Origin of the sequence: Gottfriedia solisilvae, from assembly GCF_002128405.1 — a bacterium.
In the GTDB taxonomy this organism is placed as follows: Bacteria; Bacillota; Bacilli; order Bacillales; family Bacillaceae_G; genus Gottfriedia; species Gottfriedia solisilvae.
Window position 1 is genome coordinate 178,840 of sequence record NZ_NETJ01000006.1, and the last position, 20,366, is coordinate 199,205.

Sequence of the window (20,366 nt, forward strand, 5' to 3'; positions counted from 1 at the left end):
ATACTTAAATGGATAAAAAACATTGGAAAACGTTGAATTTCAAGGGATTTTGAATGTGAGTAAGAAAGCTGTTTATTGATAAGTTTTTACAAATTTCTATCGTTTTGGAATTTTGTAATGACGAAATTTAGCTGAATTTTATCGACAAATGTTAACAAAAAGTGTATAACATTTATTGTATCCTATTAGTATTTAGTACTAAAAAAGTTAGGAGGAATTAGGTTGCAAATAAAAGACTTATTTTCCAAAAAGAAAAAATATGCATCCATACCTTCAGAAGTAATGAAACAAGATTTACCTGACGGTGTTATGACAAAATGTCCTAAATGTAAAAAAATAAGCATAACGAAAGAATTAATAAAAAATGTAAAAGTTTGTAGTAATTGTGGTTTTCATCATCAAATGACTGCTTTTGAAAGAATTGAATTTTTACTTGATGAAGCTTCATTCGAAGAGTTTGATAAGGAAATGATTTCTTCAAATCCTTTACATTTCCCAGATTATATAGAAAAACTTGAAAGTGACCGTAAAAAGACTGATTTAAACGAAGCCGTTGTAACAGGAAAAGGTACGATTGATGGAATTCCAGTTGTAATTGCTGTTATGGATTCAAGATTTAGAATGGGAAGTATGGGATCTGTAGTTGGTGAAAAAATTACGAGAGCAATTGAACGTGCAACTTCAGAATTTTTACCTTTCATCATTTTTACTGCTTCTGGTGGAGCAAGAATGCAAGAAGGTATCTTAAGTTTAATGCAAATGGCTAAAACGAGTGCTGCACTTAATAGACACAGCGAACTTGGATGTTTAGCAATTTCGATTCTTACAAATCCTACAACAGGTGGAGTATCTGCAAGTTTCGCATCACTAGGAGATTTCAATTTTGCAGAGCCTGGTGCATTAATTGGATTTGCGGGTCGTCGAATCATTGAACAAACCATTCGTGAAGAATTGCCTGAGGATTTCCAAACAGCAGAGTTTCTTTTAAATCATGGACAACTTGATGCAGTTCTTCCTCGTACAGAAATGCGTTCAAAATTATATACGATCCTTCATTTACATCAAGGAGGTGTCCTTCAATAGTGGTTATGTTAGAATTCGAAAAACCGATTCATGAGCTAAAAACAAAAATAGATGAACTGAAGGTTTATACAAACCAACATGATGTAGACTTTTCTGAAGAAATTAGACGATTAGAAGAACGTTTAAAAACATTAGAAAATGAGATTTATGGCAATATGGGAGTTTGGGATCGTGTTCAAGTAGCAAGACACCCAGAACGTCCGACAACTATGGATTATATAAACCGTTTATTTACAGATTTCTTTGAATGTCATGGAGATAGATTATTTGGTGATGACGCTGCTATTATAGGTGGTATTGCATCTTATCGTGGATTGCCAGTCACAGTAATCGGTCACCAACGAGGCAAAGATACAAAAGAAAATATACGACGTAATTTCGGTATGCCTCATCCGGAAGGTTACAGAAAAGCATTAAGATTAATGAAGCAAGCTGAGAAATTTAACAGACCAATTATTACTTTTATCGATACAAAAGGTGCATATCCTGGTAAAGCTGCTGAAGAACGTGGTCAAAGTGAAGCAATTGCCCGCAATTTATTTGAAATGGCAGGTTTAAAAGTACCAACAATTTGTATAGTAATTGGTGAAGGTGGTAGTGGTGGAGCTCTTGGTTTAGGTGTTGGTAACAAGTTACTGATGTTAGAGAACTCTACATATTCTGTAATTTCACCAGAAGGTGCTGCTGCATTATTATGGAAAGATGCTTCTCAAGCTCGTAGGGCTGCTGAAACAATGAAAATAACTGCTCCAGATTTACTTGAATTAGGTGTTGTAGATCAGATGATACCTGAAGTAAAAGGTGGAGCGCAAAATGATGTTGAACAACAGGCGAAAAACATTGATAAGTATTTATATGAGGCATTAAAATCAATTTTATCAATGGATAAAGAAGAACTGGTTCAACAAAGATATGATAAACACGCAAAGTTAGGACAAATTTCTTTTTACAAATAAAACTAAGATTTAACTTCGAGAGTGTGTGAAACAATTATGTGAGCATACTCTTTTTTTGTATTATTTTAAGAAATTTGTAAAAAATATCTATAAATCTGTCTTTTCGTGCTTGATTTATTTTAGAAAATCATTTTTCTATACAAGTTTATGAAAAAGTTCACATTATATCTATTGTCTAAAAATGTAGAACATGTTACTTTATTTAAATGAATTAATAATGTAATAATGGAAAATCATTCGAGGTGGATACATATGAAAAGAATTGGAGTACTAACAAGTGGGGGAGATTCTCCAGGTATGAATGCTGCAGTACGTGCAGTTGTTCGTAAAGCAATTTTTCATGGCTTAGAAGTATATGGTGTTTACCAAGGATACTCTGGCTTAATCAACGGGAATATCGAAAAACTTGAACTTGGTTCAGTAGGTGACATTATTCATCGTGGTGGTACAAAATTACTTAGTGCCCGTTGTCCTGAATTTAAAACATTAGAAGGTCAAATGAAAGGTATCGAACAACTTAAAAAGTTTGGAATTGAAGGATTAGTCGTGATCGGTGGAGACGGTTCTTACCAAGGTGCTAAAAAATTAACTGAGCATGGATATCCATGTGTTGGTGTACCAGGAACGATTGATAATGACATCCCAGGAACAGACTTTACAATTGGGTTCGATACAGCTTTAAATACTGTAATTGACGCAATTGATAAGATTCGTGATACAGCCACTTCACATGAACGTACATATGTAATCGAAGTAATGGGACGCAATGCAGGAGATATCGCATTGTGGGCTGGATTAGCAGATGGTGCTGAAACAATTTTAATCCCAGAATGTGACTATGACATGGATGATATTATTAGTAGATTAACACGTGGTAGCGAACGTGGTAAAAAACATAGTATTATTGTTGTTGCAGAAGGCGTTGGAAGTGCGATTGAAATCGGCAAAGTAATTGAAGAAAAAACAAATTTTGATACACGTGTTACTGTCCTTGGCCATGTACAACGTGGTGGATCACCGAGTGCAGCCGATAGAGTACTTGCTAGTCGTTTAGGAGCTAGAGCTGTTGAACTTCTTATGGAAGGCAAAGGTGGCCGTTGTGTAGGGATCCAAAATAATAAATTGGTTGACCATGACATCATTGAAGCGTTAGCACAAAAACATGAACTTGATAAAGGGATGTATCAATTATCTCAAGAGCTATCAATTTAAGTTAGCTACTTTTTTTGAGCAATCGTTTCCGCATGTGAAAATCAGTATTGTAATACTTTAAGTAAGCTATACTGAGTAATATGATTTAGTTAAGTTTTCTTTATATATATTTGGAGGGTAAAAAATGCGTAAAACAAAAATAGTTTGTACGATTGGTCCTGCTAGTGAATCGGTAGAAAAATTAGTGCAATTAATTAATGCAGGTATGAACGTAGCTCGATTAAACTTCTCTCATGGTTCTCATGAAGAGCATGCAGGAAGAATTAAAAGTATCCGTGAAGCATCAGAAATTACTGGTAAAACAGTAGCAATTCTATTAGATACAAAAGGGCCTGAAATTCGTACGTTAGATTTTGAAGGCGGGCAAGCAGAATTAAAAACTGGTAATGAAGTAATCATTACAACAGAACCTGTAATGGGAACAGCTGAAAAATTTGCGGTTTCATATGAAGGTTTAATTGATGATGTTCATGTTGGTTCAAGAATCCTAATCGATGACGGTCTAATTGGATTAGAAGTAATCGGTATTGAAGGAAAAGATATTCGCACGAAAATATTAAACAGTGGTTTAGTAAAGAATAAAAAAGGTGTTAATGTACCTAATGTACGTGTAAACCTACCTGGTATTACAGAAAAAGACGTAAGTGATATTGAATTTGGTATTGAACAAGGTATTGATTTCATCGCTGCGTCATTTGTACGAAAAGCATCTGATGTATTAGAAATCCGTGAGCTTTTAGGAAAGCATAGTGCAGAATACATTCAAATCATCACAAAAATCGAGAACCAAGAAGGGATCGATAACATTGATGAAATCCTTGAAGTTTCTGACGGTTTAATGGTAGCACGTGGAGACATGGGTGTAGAAATTCCACCAGAAGATGTACCATTAGTACAAAAATCATTAATTAAAAAATGTAATATTCTTGGTAAGCCAGTTATTACTGCTACTCAAATGTTAGATTCAATGCAACGCAATCCACGTCCAACACGTGCTGAAGCAAGTGATGTTGCAAATGCAATTTTAGATGGAACTGATGCAATTATGTTATCAGGTGAAACGGCTGCAGGAACATATCCTGTTGAATCTGTTTCTATGATGAATTCAATTGCTTTACGTATTGAAAAGAGTCTTCAATATGACGAGTTATTCAAAAAACGTCAAAGAGAAAATAAAGGTACGATTACAGATGCAATTGGTCAGTCTGTTGCTGCTACTGCATTAAACCTACAAGTAGCTGCAATTATCGCTCCTACTGAAAGCGGACATACAGCGAAAATGATTTCTAAATATCGTCCAAAAGCACCGATTTTAGCAATTACTTCAGATATCCGTATCTGTCGTCGTTTAACATTAGTTTGGGGTGTTCAAACTCAATTTAGAGAAAGAGCAAACACAACAGATGAAATGCTACAACATGCAATGGATGCAGCTCAAGAAGCGAAATTCGTTTCAAATGGCGATACAGTAATCATTACAGCTGGATTACCTGTTGGTGAAACAGGAATGACAAACATGATGAAAATTCATGTTGTTGGAGATGTAATCGCTCAAGGTCAAGGTATTGGTCGTAAATCTGCAGCAGGTAAAGTAGTTGTTGCAAAAACTGGCGAAGAAGCTGTTTCTAAAGTTACTTCAGGTAGTATTTTAGTAACAAATTGTACTGATAAAGACATGATGCCTGCTATTGAAAGAGCAGCAGCAATTATCACTGAAGAAGGCGGATTAACTAGCCACGCAGCGGTTGTTGGCGTAAGTTTAGGTATTCCGGTAATCGTTGGAGTTGAAAATGCAACGAATATCTTAGTAAATGGTCAAGCAGTTACTGTAGATGCTTCTCGTGGAATAGTTAGTACAGGACATAAAAGTATCTTATAATATAAAATAAAGAGAAGGAGCGATGTTCCTTCTCTTTTTTACATTCTAAATAATTTTGAGGTGAGTTCTCTGAAAAAACTTTTCGGTTGGCTAATGTTGATTCCTGTAATTGACTTTATTTTTCTAATCATACTTGGTAGATTTATAGGTTCAATTTCCGTATTCTTATGGTTAATTGGTACGTTATTAATTGGTTCGTACATCATGAAAAATGTTTGGATCACAGTAAAACAACAGGCTGTAGAACAGTTCAGAGCTGGGAAAATGCCCGATTTATTAATGGTAGAAGGACTGTCATTCTTCTTAATCGGATTATTATTAGCGATTCCTGGACCAATGACAGATTTGATAGCTGTTATCTTATTAATTAAACCTATAAGACTTAAATTCGTTCAACTTTTACTAATGTTTGTGATGAAAAAATTCAAAGGAAACATTGTTTGGACAGGTTATATAAAAAAATAAAAACGTGAAAACGAATGTTTTCACGTTTCAGTATACAGACAAAGTACAAAAAACAGAGAATCATACTGTCTGAAAACGTTTGTCTTTCGAGGCGTGAAGCCTGAAGAGGAGCGGAGTTACCTTAGACGGTAATGAGCACCGCATGCAGGCGAAACAACGAAGAAAGCGAGCGTTTGGCAGGCAGTATGAAACGTGAAAACGAATGTTTTCACGTTTTTTTATGTGTTCCTTTAATATAATACCAAAGCTCATGAAATACCTTTGCTCTGTACAATGTGGATAAAACCACTAAGGTTACTGGTCCTACGATTAATCCTAATAATCCAAGGAATTTAAATCCAACAAATAAAGAAATTAATGTTGGAAGTGGGTGTAAGCCGATATTTGAAGATAAAATCTTTGGTTCTGCGAGCTGGCGTTGAACAATAACGACAGCATATAAAATTGCAAGTCCAATCGTTAAAGAATAATCGCTAGTTAGGAATGTATATAGAATCCATGGAACAAAAATTAAGCCTGTACCTAAGTATGGAAGTAAATCAATTAGGCCGATTAATATTGCAATTGTTATTGCAAATGGAACTCTTAAAATTAATAATCCGATTAATACAAGCACTGTTGTCATAGAAATTAAAGTAATATGTGCTCTGATAAAACCGAATAATGCTTTTCGTAAATCGGTAAAAATTGTTTTACTGTAATGTTTAATACGTTTTGGCGTATAAATTGCAAATAAATTTTTAATTTTATACCAATCTTTACTTATAAAGAATGTAGCTAGTAATGATACAAAAATTAAAGTAGCTGTATTTGGGAGTACGGCAATGATCAATTTAATCCCATCAATAATCCCATTTAATGCACCTTTTCCTAGATTAATAACAGAATCCCCGATTGACTGGATATTTGTACGAATGGTTGCTTGTTGACCAGCTCCGAGCTGACTATATTCGTTCATAACCACATCATATAACGGTATGATTTTATCAGTCACTATGTTTTCTACAAAAAACACAAGACGTTGAAAGCTCTCAGGTACTACTTGCACTAAATAAGTGGATCCCGAAATGATTTCAGTAATTAAGAGAGTAAATAATCCAGCAACAACTGACAACAATAAAATAATCGAGATGAATGCAGCTATACCTCTTGGAATTTTCGCTTTTACATTTAATAAATTTACTAGTGGATTTAATAGAAATGCGATAATAAAAGCAATAATAAATGGATATGTAAGTTTAGATACAAACAAAGCTACGTAAAGTCCGAGAATTATACATGTAGTAACAAATAAGAAACGAATGATTTGGTAAACTAAAACTCGGCTCATTTTTCGTCCCCCTTTCATTTGAGAAATTATGTTAACTCAGTTTTATTTTACCAAGAAATATTTTTTTATAATAGTAAAGTTTAAATGTATTTATTAATAAATTATACATAGAAAGGAAATTATAATGAGTGAATCTACAATATTCCTAATGATCCTATTATTAATAGGTGTAATCGCAAAAAATAACTCTTTAATTATTTCAATTATAGTATTGTTGCTATTAAAATATACTCCAATTGGTGATAGAGTTTTTCCATATTTACAGTCAAAAGGAATAAATTTAGGTGTAACTGTTATAACAATTGCAGTATTAGTACCGATTGCAACGGGTGAAATTGGTTTTAAACATTTAGGAGAAGCCCTTAAAACACCAGTTGCGTGGATTGCATTATTATCTGGAATTGCAGTTGCGCTTTTAGCAAAAGGTGGGGTAAATCTATTAGCAACTAGTCCACAAATTACAGCTGCATTAGTACTTGGAACAGTCTTATCAGTTGCTTTATTTAAAGGTGTTGCAGTTGGGCCTTTAATTGGTGCTGGAATCGCATATCTATTCATATGGATTGTTGATTTTATAAAGTAATTTAATAATAATTATATTTTAGTAAATTGTTTTCATTCACAAAAGTCAGATTATTGTTTATAATAAGTTATAGTAGGGTTCCTTTCTACATATACAAATGTGTATTTTAGTTGTTATACCAGTATATGTATGTAAAACACTAGGGGAAATTTTTTACGTAAAGGAGAGAGGGGAATATGACAGTTAAAAGTGGTTTAGAGGGTGTTGTAGCTGCTACAACTTCTATAAGTTCTATTATTGATGATACATTAACGTATGTAGGTATCGGCATCGATGAATTAGCGGAGTTCGCAAGTTTCGAAGAAGTAGTTTACTTATTATGGCACCGCAAATTACCAAATAAAGAGCAACTTAAAGAGTTAAAAGCTCAACTTGCGGATCATGCAGAATTACCAGAAGGTATTATTACTTTCTTAAAATCTACTAACTTTAAAGATGTACATCCTATGACAGTGCTACGTACTGTAATTTCAATGCTTGCATTATATGACGAGAATGCTGAAGCAATGGATGCAAACTCTAACTATGTAAAAGCAATTGAATTACAAGCAAAAATTTCGACATTTGTGGCAGCGTTTTCTCGAGTTCGTCAAGGACTTGAACCAGTCGCTCCTCGTAAAGATCTTTCATTCTCAGCAAACTTCTTATACATGCTTACAGGTGAAGAACCTAATGAAATCGCTGAAGAAGCAATTAATAAAGCATTAGTATTACATGCTGACCATGAATTAAATGCTTCAACTTTTACTGCACGCGTTTGCGTAGCAACATTATCTGATATTTATTCAGGTATTACGGCTGCTATCGGTGCGCTAAAAGGGCCTTTACACGGCGGTGCAAATGAAAGCGTTATGAAAATGTTAGCTGAAATTGGCGAAGTTGAAAATGTAGAGGCTTACATTCAAGAAAAAATGGATGCAAAAGCTAAAATCATGGGATTTGGTCATCGCGTATATCGTGGTGGAGACCCTCGTGCTAAGCATCTTAAAGAAATGTCACGCCAACTTGGTGGAATTACTGGAGAACTAAAATGGTATACAATGTCTGAAAAAATTGAAGAGATTGTTACAACTCAAAAGAATATCCCACCAAATGTTGATTTTTACTCTGCGTCTGTATATCACAGCTTAGGAATTGAACATGATCTATTTACTCCGATCTTTGCAATTAGCCGTATGTCTGGATGGACTGCACATATCTTAGAACAATATGATAACAATCGTATTATCCGTCCACGTGCAGATTACACAGGTCCAGAGAAAAACTCTTACATTCCAATTGAAGAGCGTGCATAATAAAAATATTGAATACTTAAAATAGTATTTAATGTTTGAATAATGGTATAGTAAAGAGAGGAAGAGGAATCTTCCTCTCATAAGTATGTAATTAAGTATTTATTCAAGGGGGAGCAAATCATGCAAGCTGAAAAAATTACATTAGTAAATGGCGAGTTAAACGTTCCAAACAATCCAATTATTCCTTTTATTGAAGGAGATGGGACAGGTCCGGACATTTGGGCAGCATCTTCACGTGTATTAGATGCAGCTGTTGAAAAAGCATATAATGGCACTCGTCAAATTGAGTGGAAAGAAGTATTAGCTGGTGAAAAAGCATTTAATGTAACTGGCGAATGGTTACCACAAGAAACTTTAAACACTATTGAAGAATATATGATCGCTATTAAAGGACCTTTAACGACTCCAGTTGGAGGCGGAATTCGTTCATTAAACGTTGCTCTTCGTCAAGAATTAGATCTTTTCGTATGTTTACGTCCAGTACGTTACTTTGAAGGTGTACCTTCTCCAGTTAAACGTCCTGAAGATACTGACATGGTAATTTTCCGTGAAAATACAGAAGATATTTATGCTGGTATTGAATACGAAAAAGGTTCTGAAGCAGTTCAAAAAGTTTTAGAATTCTTACAAAAAGAAATGGGTGTTAATAAAATTCGTTTCCCTGAAACATCAGGTATCGGAATTAAACCTATTTCTGAAGAAGGAACAAAACGTTTAGTACGTGCTGCGATTAACTATGCAATTCAAGAAAACCGTAAATCATTAACACTAGTTCATAAAGGTAACATCATGAAATTTACTGAAGGTGCTTTTAAGAACTGGGGTTATGAAGTTGCAGAGCAAGAGTTCGGTGATAAAGTATTCACATGGGCTGAGTATGATCGCATTGTAGAAACTAGTGGTAAAGATGCTGCTAACAAAGCAATGGAAGATGCTGAAAAAGCTGGCAAAATTCTTGTAAAAGATAGTATCGCTGACATTTTCTTACAACAAATTTTAACAAGACCACGTGAGTTTGATGTAGTTGCTACAATGAACTTAAATGGTGACTATATTTCTGATGCACTTGCTGCTCAAGTTGGTGGAATTGGTATCGCTCCAGGAGCTAATATCAACTATGAAACTGGACATGCAATCTTTGAAGCTACTCATGGTACTGCACCTAAGTATGCTGGATTAGACAAAGTTAACCCATCTTCAGTTATTTTATCAGGCGTATTAATGCTTGAGCACATGGGTTGGAACGAAGCTGCTTCAATGATCTTAAAATCAATGGAGAAAACAATTGCTTCTAAAGTTGTAACTTATGACTTCGCTCGCTTAATGGATGGCGCAACTGAAGTGAAATGCTCAGAATTTGCAAATGAATTAATTTCTAATATGGAATCAGTTCTTGTATAATTAAAGAGTAAACATAAGGGAGGTATTTAACATGTCAATTCGTAGACGTAAAATTTCTGTAGTAGGTGCTGGATTTACTGGTGCTACAACAGCTTTCTTGCTTGCTCAAAAAGAATTAGGGGATGTAGTGATCGTAGACATTCCTCAATTAGAAAATCCTACAAAAGGTAAAGCGCTTGATATGCTTGAAGCAAGTCCAGTACAAGGATTTGATGCAAACATCATCGGTACAAGCGATTATGCTGACACGGCAAACTCAGATGTGGTCGTAATCACAGCTGGAATTGCTCGTAAACCAGGTATGAGCCGTGATGATTTAGTTTCAACAAACTCTAACATTATGAAGGCAGTTACTCGCGAAATCGTTAAGCACTCTCCTAACTGTACAATTGTTGTATTAACGAATCCTGTTGATGCAATGACATATACAGTATTCAAAGAATCTGGTTTCCCAAAACATCGCGTTATTGGACAATCAGGTGTACTTGATACAGCTCGATTCAGAACTTTCGTTGCACAAGAATTAAACTTATCTGTTAAAGATATAACTGGTTTCGTTCTTGGGGGACACGGTGATGAAATGGTACCACTAGTGCGTTTCTCTTATGCAGGTGGGATTCCATTAGAAAACTTAATACCAAAAGAACGTTTAGATGCTATTGTTGAACGTACTCGTAAGGGTGGCGGAGAAATCGTTAACCTATTAGGAAATGGTAGTGCATACTATGCACCAGCTGCTTCATTAGTAGAAATGGTTGAAGCAATCCTTAAAGATCAACGCCGTGTATTACCAACTATCGCTTACTTAGAAGGTGAGTATGGATATAAAGGTATCTACTTAGGTGTTCCAACAATCATCGGTGGAAACGGTATTGAACAAATTATTGAATTAGATTTAACGGCTGATGAAAAAGCAGCATTAGATCGTTCAGTTGAAGCAGTAAAAAACGTTATGAACGTTTTAGCTTAATAGTTACGAAAAGGCTTGGTGTAAAACCAAGCCTTTTTATTATTTATAAATATAAAAATAAAGTAGATTTATTGGGTAAAATGTAAATAAAAGAAGGATTATCGATAACGTTTATAGAATTTTTAAAATATTAAGATAAACAGGGGGTTCAATATGTTAACAAAAAGAGCAAAAATCGGACGAAAACTTGAAGAATTATCAATTGGTGAAAAGTTAATTGTTACAGAACACATAGAAGAAAAACATATTTATTTATACCTCGCATTAACTGGAGATACAAACCCTTTATATACAGAATATAATTATGCATCACAAACAAAATTCCAGAAACCGATTGTACCTGGCGTTTTAATTAGTGGGATGGTATCAGCTGCAGTGACAAAGCACTTACCTGGTCCTGGTAGCCATGAAATAAAAAAAGAAATGGAATATCATCATCATTTACACCATAATGAAACAATTTCAATTCATTTCGAAGTAGTGGATATTGATTTGAAAAATAAAGAAGTATCATTAAATGTAAGCGTTTTAAATAAATCGCAACTTAAAATTGCATCAGGTAATATTACAGTTATTCCACCAACAGTAGAGCAATCAAATAGTCTTTTATACGATAATTTTTAAGAAGAATGTCATACGACATTCTTTTTTTATTTCTTTTTTAGGCTCTGTTAAAAAGAATGTTGATTTCCGTTTCAGGATGCTCGCTTTCCATGGGGCGAGAGCTAAGCCTCCTGGGTCCACATGATGTGGATCATGCATGCGTTAGTTACGACAGGACGTCGTGTTTTTAGCATGCCTACCTTACTTGTGAGGGGTCTCACCCTAACCGCTATTCCTATAGTAGTCTCACACCTTCCACTCCAATCAATGTCTTTTAATATTCTATACTTTAAATTCTAAAAATCTTTTTCGAAAATGTCTTTTATAAATTCAAAAATTATCATCAACAGAGCCTTTTATCATATAGAGTGTTGTCTAAAACAATCAATAAATTTTTCATTACTAGGGAAAATAAAGAATAAGTATTTAAATTTACGTAATACAGAAATTTTAGTATGATTAAAAAAGATATAGAGATAATGTGGATGAAGGTTTTCTAAAAAAGCCTGGAGGAATATGTAATGAACAATAAAATTCTTGTAGTAGACGATGAAGAACATATCTTAACTTTAATTAAATTCAACTTAGAACAAGCTGGATTTCAAGTTGTTACAGCAATCGATGGCGATGAAGCATTACAAAAAGCAACAGATGAAAAACCAGAATTAATAGTGTTAGATTTAATGTTACCTAAAAAAGATGGTATGGAAGTATGTAAAGAATTACGTCTACAAAGAAATACAACACCGATCTTAATGGTTACAGCAAAAGACGATGAATTTGATAAAGTTTTGGGCCTAGAACTAGGTGCTGATGACTATATGACTAAACCATTTAGCCCTAGGGAAGTTGTAGCAAGAGTTAAAGCGATTTTAAGAAGAAGTAAGATTACTGAAACTCCGGTTGAAACGAATAATGAAACTGATACATTAATTATTGCAGATTTGAAAATATTACCAGAATACTATGAAGCTTATTTCCAAGGACAAATTTTAGAATTAACTCCAAAGGAATTTGAGCTGTTATTATATTTGACGAAAAATAAAGGTAGGGTTTTAACAAGAGACCAGTTATTAAGTGCGGTTTGGAACTATGATTTTGCAGGAGATACACGAATTGTAGACGTTCATATTAGTCATTTAAGAGAAAAAATTGAGCAAGATTCGAAAAAACCACAATACATTAAAACAATTAGAGGATTAGGTTATAAACTAGAGGAACCGAGATTCAATGAGTAAACTGAATCAGAAATTGCTTTATGGTTTATCGAGTATCATCATCGTTATTTTAATGATCCTAGGAGTAATCCTTGGTCAGACTTTTAAGTCATTCTATCTGACAAGCTATGACCAAAGAATCGAGAAAGAGACTAATTTAATCGCTTCTTTTATTGAATCTACTCCAAATGAAATTACCGTAAAAACGATAAACAGTATTTCAGAAGACTTGAATATTGAAGTTTTTATATATGATGATCAAAGTCACTTAGTTGCAAAATCTAATAATGAACTAAAATTATCAAACAGTACGCTAACATCCTTCTTTAAAAATTTGGATAAAAATAATGAGGCCATCAAACTAAAACATGAGGATGATAGTGAAAAATTCTACGGTAAAAAAGTAGTAAACAAGGATGGGGATACGCGGTACCTCCTAATTGATTACTCGATTAAATCAATAAATGAAGTTTATCGTAGTATATGGATCTTATTAATTTCTTTATTAGGTTTTGTACTAATGACGATTATTGTACTAGTCATTCGATATTCTCATCAATTTTCTAAACCAATTGATGACATTACACAAGTCGCAATTGAGTTATCTAAAGGGAATTATAAAGCTAGAACATTTACCGAAAGTAATGAAACAACAACAATGTTGAGTCAATCAATGAATGTATTGGCTAAGAATCTCCAAGAAATGACGACTCAACAAGAAATGCAGCAAGATCGGTTAAATACACTTATTCATAATATTGGTAGTAGTGTTGTACTGATAAATAGTAGAGGACATGTAAATCTAATTAATAAAACATATAAAGAAATATTTAAAGTTGATTCTAGAAGTATCATTGGTGAATTGTATTACGATGCATTTAAGCATAAAGAAATCGTTGAAATTGTTGAAGAAATTTTTCTAAAGGAAGTAAAAGTAAGGAAGCAAATCATTTTACCACTTTCAATTGAAAGAAAACACTTTGAAGTTTACGGGGCTCCAATCATTGGTATTAACCATGAGTGGAAAGGTATCGTGCTAGTTTTCCATGATATTAGCGAATTGAAAAAACTTGAACAGGTACGTAAGGATTTCTTTGCAAATGTATCTCATGAGCTTAAAACACCAATTACATCAATTAAAGGGTTTACTGAGACTTTACTTGATGGTGCAATGGAGAATGAAGAGCTGTGTAAAAATTTCTTATCAATCATTTTAACTGAAAGTGATCGAATGCAATCATTAATTCAAGATTTATTAGATCTTTCAAAAATTGAACAACAAAATTTTAAATTAGATAGAAATGATGTATCTGTAAAACTCATTATTGAAGAAGTTCAGCAGATGCTAATTCAAAAAGCCGCAGAAAAGGATATTGATTTTGCACTTTATTTAAAAACTCCGTTAGTTGTAAATGCAGATGCACTGCGATTAAAACAAGTTTTTATCAATTTAATTGATAATGCAATCCATTATACTCCAAATGGCGGTAAAGTTTTTATTACAGCTTCAGAAACAAATGAGCAAATTGTTGTGCGTGTAAATGATACTGGAGTTGGAATTGGTAAAGAAGAAATATCTCGTATTTTTGAACGTTTTTATCGAGTTGATAAAGCAAGAAGTAGAAACTCTGGAGGAACGGGGTTAGGCCTTGCGATCGTAAAGCATCTTGTTGAAGCTCACAAAGGAAAAATTGAAGTAGAAAGCAAGTTAGGCCATGGTACATCATTTATTGTAACGCTGAATAAACATATTAATTTGTAACAATTTACAAGGATTTTACAGTAGATTTAATTATCGTTAATATAAAATTGTTATAGTAATGATGAAAACCCCTTCATCCAAGGAGTTAGAATGAAACCGAGAGCAGTTACTGCTCTCGGGATTTTTTGTTTACTTTATTTTTCATTTTTTGTTAATATTACTTTCCTTATATTTGGGGAAATTATGATTATAAGAACTGAGTGTGGAGGGTTACCAATGTACGAATATGAATTTGTAAAAGTTAACACTAAATCCTCAAACCGTCATTATTATGATGTAGTTGGTAATTACGCAAAAAGTGGTTGGCGATTGCATCAAGTATTAAATAATCAAAAAGCACAAGAAGGCGCATGTGTTGAATTGATTTTTGAAAGAGAACTACACGATTAATTAAGAGGAAGTTCTAAGATTTTATTTCTTAAAAGAAGTACACTCCTTTGGTGATATGATTCTTTAAGAAAATAAGATTCCTTAGACTACCTCTTTTTCATTTGTGAATAGTTCATGGTAAAATATAGATAAAATGAAAAGAGCAGGAAAAGAAGGAATTCGCGCAGTAAGAGTAGATAAATGCGAGTTAATAAGCGTAACCCTAAATCATTATTTATGATGTAGAAAACGCCTTACTCATTTCTTAGTGATATGGAGGATTTATTTTGAAAAAGAAACTGATACTGATTGATGGAAATAGTATTGCATATAGGGCCTTTTTTGCTTTACCACTTTTGAGCAACGATAAAGGTGTACATACGAATGCAATTTATGGTTTTACAATGATGTTAATGAAAATTCTTGAAGATGAAAAACCAAGTCATATGCTTGTAGCTTTTGACGCTGGAAAAACAACTTTTAGACATAGCACGTTTAAAGAATATAAGGGTGGAAGACAGAAAACGCCACCTGAATTAAGTGAGCAATTTCCACTGGTGCGACAGTTATTAGATACGTATGGAATTGCACGCTACGAATTAGAAAATTATGAGGCTGATGATATTATAGGTACCTTGGCTCAGCAAGCTTCAAAAGAAGACTATGAAGTAAAAGTCATTTCTGGAGATCGAGATTTATTACAGCTTGTCGATGAGCAAGTTACAGTAAGTATGACGAAAAAAGGGATTACAGAGGTTGAAGAATTTACGCCTGCAGCCATTTTAGAAAAATATGAACTCACACCAGAACAAATTGTTGATATGAAAGGATTAATGGGCGATAAGTCTGATAATATTCCTGGCGTTCCTGGAATTGGTGAAAAAACGGCGATTAAACTTCTAAAACAATTTAAAACTGTTGAAGGTGTTTATGAAAACATTGATGAAGTAAGTGGTGCAAAATTACTTCAAAATTTAAGTGAAAACAAAGAACAAGCATTAATGAGTAAAGAATTAGCTACAATTAATACAGATTCACCAATTGAATTAACAGTTAATGATACACTACGACCAGACGCTGAAATGGACAAGGTGGCAGAATTTTTTAAATCACTTGGATTTACATCATTACTTACAAAATTAGGTGTATCGCTCGAAAATGAACCAACAGAAGAATTAGAAGAAATTAATTTTGAGGTTCTTGAAATAATTAGTGAAGATCACTTAAGCAATGATTCTAGCTTAATTGTTGAGATGGTTGGTGAGAACTATCATACTGAGGTAATTCAAGGATTTGGTTTATCAAATGAAAAAGGTCATTTCTTTATCCCGACAACTGTTGGGTTAGAATCTAATGTTTTTAAAACATGGCTAGAGGATGAACGAGCAAAGAAAAATGTTTATGATGCTAAAGGAGCATATGTGGCTTTAAAATGGAAAGATATCCATTTAAAAGGTGTAGATTTTGATCCACTACTTGCTTCCTATATTAACGATCCAGCTCAGTCAAATAAAGAATTCTCTGATTTGATTAATGGAAAAATAAATTTTTCAATTCAAACAGCTGAGTCAATTTACGGTAAAGGGGCTAAACAAGCACAGCCTGCTAAAGAATTATTAGCAGATTATGTTGTTCGAAAAACAATCGCTATTAGTAAGTTGAAGGAATCGCTTGAAGAATCGCTTCGTAAAAATAGCCAATATGAGCTTCTAACAGAATTAGAGCTACCTTTAACGTTTATCCTTGGAGATATGGAATTTGAAGGAGTGACTGTTCAAGAAGAAACACTTAAGAAGATGGGCACTGAATTGGCTAGTAAATTAAAAGAACTTGAAGAGAAAATTTATGAACTTGCTGGTGAAAAGTTCAATATTAATTCTCCGAAACAATTAGGTGTTATTTTATTTGAAAAACTTCAACTACCTTCAGGTAAAAAAACGAAAACAGGTTATTCAACTTCAGCTGATGTACTTGAAAAATTAGAATCTGAACATGAAATTATTAGGATGATTTTACACTTTAGACAAGTTGGTAAATTGAATTCTACTTATGTTGAAGGCTTATTAAAGGTGATTAATGCAGCTGATTCCAAGGTTCATACACGATTCAATCAAGTATTAGCACAAACTGGTCGATTAAGTTCAATTGATCCAAACCTTCAAAATATACCGATTCGTTTGGAAGAAGGAAGAAAGATTAGAAAAGCATTTGTTGCTTCAAAGAAAGACTGGGTCATTTTTGCAGCGGATTATTCTCAAATCGAATTAAGGGTTCTTGCACATATTGCACAAGATGAAAACCTAATGGAAGCATTTAAAAATGATTTTGATGTTCACACAAAAACGGCAATGGATGTATTTCATGTGAACGAGGACGAAGTAACTAGTAATATGAGAAGACAAGCGAAAGCAGTAAACTTCGGAATTGTGTATGGAATAAGTGATTATGGTTTATCTCAAGGGCTTGGTATTACTCGTAAAGAAGCTTCAATCTTTATTGAAAAATATTTTGCTAGTTACCCTAAAGTCAAAGATTATATGTCAGATATCATTCAAAAAGCTAAATTAGATGGGTTTGTTAGTACGATTTTAAATAGACGTCGTTACATTCCTGAAATCACAAGCTCAAACTTTAATGTTCGAGGTTTCGCGGAACGAACTGCAATGAACACACCTATTCAAGGAAGTGCAGCGGATATTATTAAAAAAGCGATGATTTTATTAGATGAGCGCCTAAAATCTGAAAAGCTTCAAGCTAAATTAATTCTACAAGTACACGATGAATTAATTTTAGAAGCGCCAAAAGAAGAATTAGCTATTTTAGAAAAACTAGTACCAGAAGTTATGGAACATGCTGTTGAGTTAGTTGTTCCCCTAAAAGTGGATTACAACTCTGGAGAATCATGGTTTGAAGCAAAATAAATAGAATGGAAGTAATGTAAATGCCAGAACTACCCGAAGTTGAAACGGTAAGAAGAACATTAATTGATTTAGTCGTTGGAAAGACGATTTCTTCAGTAATTGTTTCATGGGAAAATATCATTAAACAACCTAAGGATATTGAAGAATTTCAGTTATTATTGCAAGGACAACCTGTTGAGAATATTCATCGCCGAGGAAAATTTCTTTTATTTCAGCTAAAGGATTTTACTCTTGTTTCACATCTTAGAATGGAAGGGAAGTATCGCGTCTTTCCAGCTGATGAGCCTGTAGCAGCACATACTCATGTGAGGTTTTTATTTGATGATGATACAGAGCTTCGCTATCAAGATGTGCGTAAATTCGGTACTATGCATTTATTTGTAAAAGGTGAGGAACAATTCCAGCCACCTTTAGCTAAGCTTGGCCCAGAGCCTTTTTCAGATGAATTTAACGCTGACTATTTGAAGATGAAGATTGGACAGTCAAATAGAAAAATAAAAGTTGTCTTACTGGATCAAGAATTAGTGGTTGGTCTAGGGAATATTTATGTTGATGAAGTTTTATTTAGAGCCGGTATTCATCCAGAAACGATTGCATCAGCATTGAAGCCAAAACAGATTAAAGAACTTGCAAGGATCATCACTGAAACATTACAGGAAGCTGTTGATCTAGGTGGGAGTACGATTCGATCTTATGTTAATTCTCAAGGAAAAATTGGTACTTTCCAGGAGATTATTAAAGTTTATGGCCGTAAAGGTTTAGAATGTGTAAAATGTGGTCAGCCAATTGAAAAAATAACAGTAGGTGGAAGAGGGACTTCGTATTGTCCAATCTGTCAGCCTAAAAAAAATTAACATACGGTTCCGCTCTTTCATACTATAACGTGAGTACGAAAGAGAGGAGCCTATTTTTATGGTAAATATGCTATCATTAATTCTACTAGCATGTGCATTAAGCCTAGATAGCTGTAGTGTTGGTTTCACTTATGGGCTTAGAAAAGTTAAGATCCCTATGAAATCAATTATCACAATTGCAATTTGCTCAGGGATTATTTTAATGACCTCAATGGGGATTGGCCATGCGGTTACAAATTTTTTCTCCCCAATCATAGCGAAAAGAATTGGTGGATTTGTACTAGTTTGTATAGGCTTATGGGTTTTGTATCAATTTTACCGATCAAATAAAGGATCAAATTCAGTTATTGAGGAAAAAATTGATTCTGAAGATACAATTATCAATTTCGAAATTGAAGTGCTCGGAATAGTTGTGAAAATACTCAAAAAGCCTACTGCGGCAGACTTAGATCGTTCTGGTAGTATTAGTGGATTAGAAGCGATGTTATTAGGCTTTGCACTATCACTAGATGCCTTTGGAGCTGGTATTGGAGCATCAATGCTTGGATTTTCACCATTATTAACAGCAGCCGTAACATCAACTGCTAGTGCGCTATTTTTATTGTTTGGCATGAAATTAGGTAATGTTCTATCACAAAATAGTTGGCTACAGAAATTAACGTTTTTACCAGGTGTATTCTTGATTCTACTAGGACTAATGAAAATGTAGTGAGTTCAATCTGTTAGAGTGTACCCGAATGGAGTTTCTTCCATTTGGTACCTCTATAACTTTGTGAGGAGAAGATATAAATGGGAAAAGTTTTTGGATTAACTGGCAGTATTGCTAGTGGGAAAAGTACTGTTTCAAATTTTTTAAAGGAATGTAACATACCAATTGTCGATGCAGACATCATTGCTAAAGAAGTGGTTGAAATTGGACAACCTGCCTATAAGAAAATTATTGAGGCATTCGGTCCGGAGATCGTCCTACAAAATGGAGAGATTAATCGCCCTCTACTTGGTAGCATTATTTTTAATGACAAAGAAAAGCGCTTACAATTAAATTCCATTGTACACCCGGAAGTAAGACGAGTTATGTTAGAGCAAACCAATACATATTTAGCAAACGGCGAGTCTCTTGTCATAATGGATATACCACTATTATATGAAAGTAATTTAGTACATTTCGTTGAAAAAGTTATTGTCGTTACAGTAAATGAAGAAACACAGTTAAGTAGATTAATGAATCGAAATCATTTAACAAGAGAAGAAGCAATCAGTAGAATTTCATCACAAATACCTGTTAAAGAAAAAGAAGCAAGAGCAGATTTTGTGATCGATAATAATGGAAATCTAGATGAAACAAAAAAACAGGTAATGGACTTATTAAAAAAAATAAAATAATTTATAGAAATAATGTAAATAGTTTAACCAAAATCCATGTTATGTGTTATACTAATTAAGGGGATATAATAAATCAGTATAAC

18 protein-coding genes are annotated in these 20,366 nt (G+C 33.7%); 17 read left to right on the forward strand and 1 reads right to left on the reverse strand.

The genetic code is table 11. The features are described from left to right. Nucleotides 1–282: 282 nt before the first annotated feature. From accD to CAB05_RS18895, 5 genes are all read left to right on the forward strand, one after another. Nucleotides 283–1,083, forward strand: a complete 801-nt coding sequence (accD, locus tag CAB05_RS18875; protein ID WP_088003030.1) for an acetyl-CoA carboxylase, carboxyltransferase subunit beta — start codon at nucleotides 283–285, stop codon at nucleotides 1,081–1,083. Next, nucleotides 1,083–2,039: an acetyl-CoA carboxylase carboxyl transferase subunit alpha gene (gene accA, locus CAB05_RS18880; protein ID WP_174567303.1), complete on the forward strand. Its 957-nt coding sequence runs from the start codon at nucleotides 1,083–1,085 to the stop codon at nucleotides 2,037–2,039. Before accD ends, accA begins: the two co-directional genes overlap by 1 nt. 252 nt (nucleotides 2,040–2,291) lie before the next feature. Continuing rightward, nucleotides 2,292–3,251 carry a 6-phosphofructokinase gene (gene pfkA / locus CAB05_RS18885; protein ID WP_088002876.1) on the forward strand — a complete coding sequence of 320 codons (960 nt, stop codon included), beginning with the start codon at nucleotides 2,292–2,294 and terminating at the stop codon, nucleotides 3,249–3,251. Nucleotides 3,252–3,375: 124 nt separating this feature from the next. Continuing rightward, entirely contained in the window at nucleotides 3,376–5,130 is a 1,755-nt protein-coding gene (gene pyk / locus CAB05_RS18890) for a pyruvate kinase (protein WP_088002879.1), read from the forward strand. Between the two features lie 93 nt (nucleotides 5,131–5,223). Continuing rightward, complete coding sequence (locus CAB05_RS18895; RefSeq protein ID WP_088002881.1) at nucleotides 5,224–5,595, forward strand: FxsA family protein; 372 nt, start codon at nucleotides 5,224–5,226, stop codon at nucleotides 5,593–5,595. A gap of 208 nt (nucleotides 5,596–5,803) precedes the next feature. Here the strand turns inward: CAB05_RS18895 and ytvI are convergent, their stop codons facing one another. Further along, a complete protein-coding gene (gene ytvI, locus CAB05_RS18900) occupies nucleotides 5,804–6,925 on the reverse strand; it encodes a sporulation integral membrane protein YtvI (RefSeq protein WP_088002884.1) in 1,122 nt (373 codons plus the stop codon). A gap of 121 nt (nucleotides 6,926–7,046) precedes the next feature. Between ytvI and CAB05_RS18905 the strand changes: the two genes are divergently transcribed. From CAB05_RS18905 to coaE, 12 genes are all read left to right on the forward strand, one after another. Next, nucleotides 7,047–7,508, forward strand: a complete 462-nt coding sequence (locus tag CAB05_RS18905; RefSeq protein WP_088002887.1) for a DUF441 domain-containing protein — start codon at nucleotides 7,047–7,049, stop codon at nucleotides 7,506–7,508. A gap of 176 nt (nucleotides 7,509–7,684) precedes the next feature. Continuing rightward, a complete protein-coding gene (gene citZ / locus CAB05_RS18910) occupies nucleotides 7,685–8,803 on the forward strand; it encodes a citrate synthase (RefSeq protein WP_088002891.1) in 1,119 nt (372 codons plus the stop codon). Between the two features lie 117 nt (nucleotides 8,804–8,920). Beyond that, nucleotides 8,921–10,204, forward strand: coding sequence for an NADP-dependent isocitrate dehydrogenase (icd, locus tag CAB05_RS18915; protein WP_167374480.1), 1,284 nt, complete (start codon nucleotides 8,921–8,923; stop codon nucleotides 10,202–10,204). 31 nt (nucleotides 10,205–10,235) lie between these two features. Next, a complete protein-coding gene (gene mdh / locus CAB05_RS18920; RefSeq protein ID WP_088002896.1) occupies nucleotides 10,236–11,174 on the forward strand; it encodes a malate dehydrogenase in 939 nt (312 codons plus the stop codon). A gap of 153 nt (nucleotides 11,175–11,327) precedes the next feature. Continuing rightward, entirely contained in the window at nucleotides 11,328–11,798 is a 471-nt protein-coding gene (locus CAB05_RS18925; RefSeq protein WP_088002899.1) for a MaoC/PaaZ C-terminal domain-containing protein, read from the forward strand. 500 nt (nucleotides 11,799–12,298) lie between these two features. Further along, on the forward strand, nucleotides 12,299–13,015 hold the full coding sequence (locus CAB05_RS18930; RefSeq protein WP_088002902.1) for a response regulator transcription factor: 717 nt from the start codon (nucleotides 12,299–12,301) through the stop codon (nucleotides 13,013–13,015). Beyond that, a complete protein-coding gene (pnpS, locus tag CAB05_RS18935; RefSeq protein ID WP_088002905.1) occupies nucleotides 13,008–14,756 on the forward strand; it encodes a two-component system histidine kinase PnpS in 1,749 nt (582 codons plus the stop codon). The genes CAB05_RS18930 and pnpS overlap by 8 nt, the downstream gene beginning before the upstream one ends. 216 nt (nucleotides 14,757–14,972) lie before the next feature. Beyond that, nucleotides 14,973–15,146: a DUF4177 domain-containing protein gene (locus tag CAB05_RS22225; RefSeq protein ID WP_158093309.1), complete on the forward strand. Its 174-nt coding sequence runs from the start codon at nucleotides 14,973–14,975 to the stop codon at nucleotides 15,144–15,146. A 266-nt stretch (nucleotides 15,147–15,412) separates the two neighbouring features. Then, entirely contained in the window at nucleotides 15,413–18,046 is a 2,634-nt protein-coding gene (polA, locus tag CAB05_RS18945; protein ID WP_088002912.1) for a DNA polymerase I, read from the forward strand. Nucleotides 18,047–18,066: 20 nt separating this feature from the next. Next, nucleotides 18,067–18,900 (forward strand): DNA-formamidopyrimidine glycosylase, encoded by an 834-nt coding sequence (gene mutM, locus CAB05_RS18950; RefSeq protein ID WP_088002915.1) that lies wholly within the window; start codon nucleotides 18,067–18,069, stop codon nucleotides 18,898–18,900. A 58-nt stretch (nucleotides 18,901–18,958) separates the two neighbouring features. After that, nucleotides 18,959–19,609 carry a sporulation membrane protein YtaF gene (gene ytaF / locus CAB05_RS18955; RefSeq protein ID WP_088002919.1) on the forward strand — a complete coding sequence of 217 codons (651 nt, stop codon included), beginning with the start codon at nucleotides 18,959–18,961 and terminating at the stop codon, nucleotides 19,607–19,609. Nucleotides 19,610–19,689: 80 nt separating this feature from the next. Further along, nucleotides 19,690–20,283 (forward strand): dephospho-CoA kinase, encoded by a 594-nt coding sequence (gene coaE, locus CAB05_RS18960; RefSeq protein WP_088002922.1) that lies wholly within the window; start codon nucleotides 19,690–19,692, stop codon nucleotides 20,281–20,283. The last annotated feature ends 83 nt before the right edge of the window (nucleotides 20,284–20,366 follow it).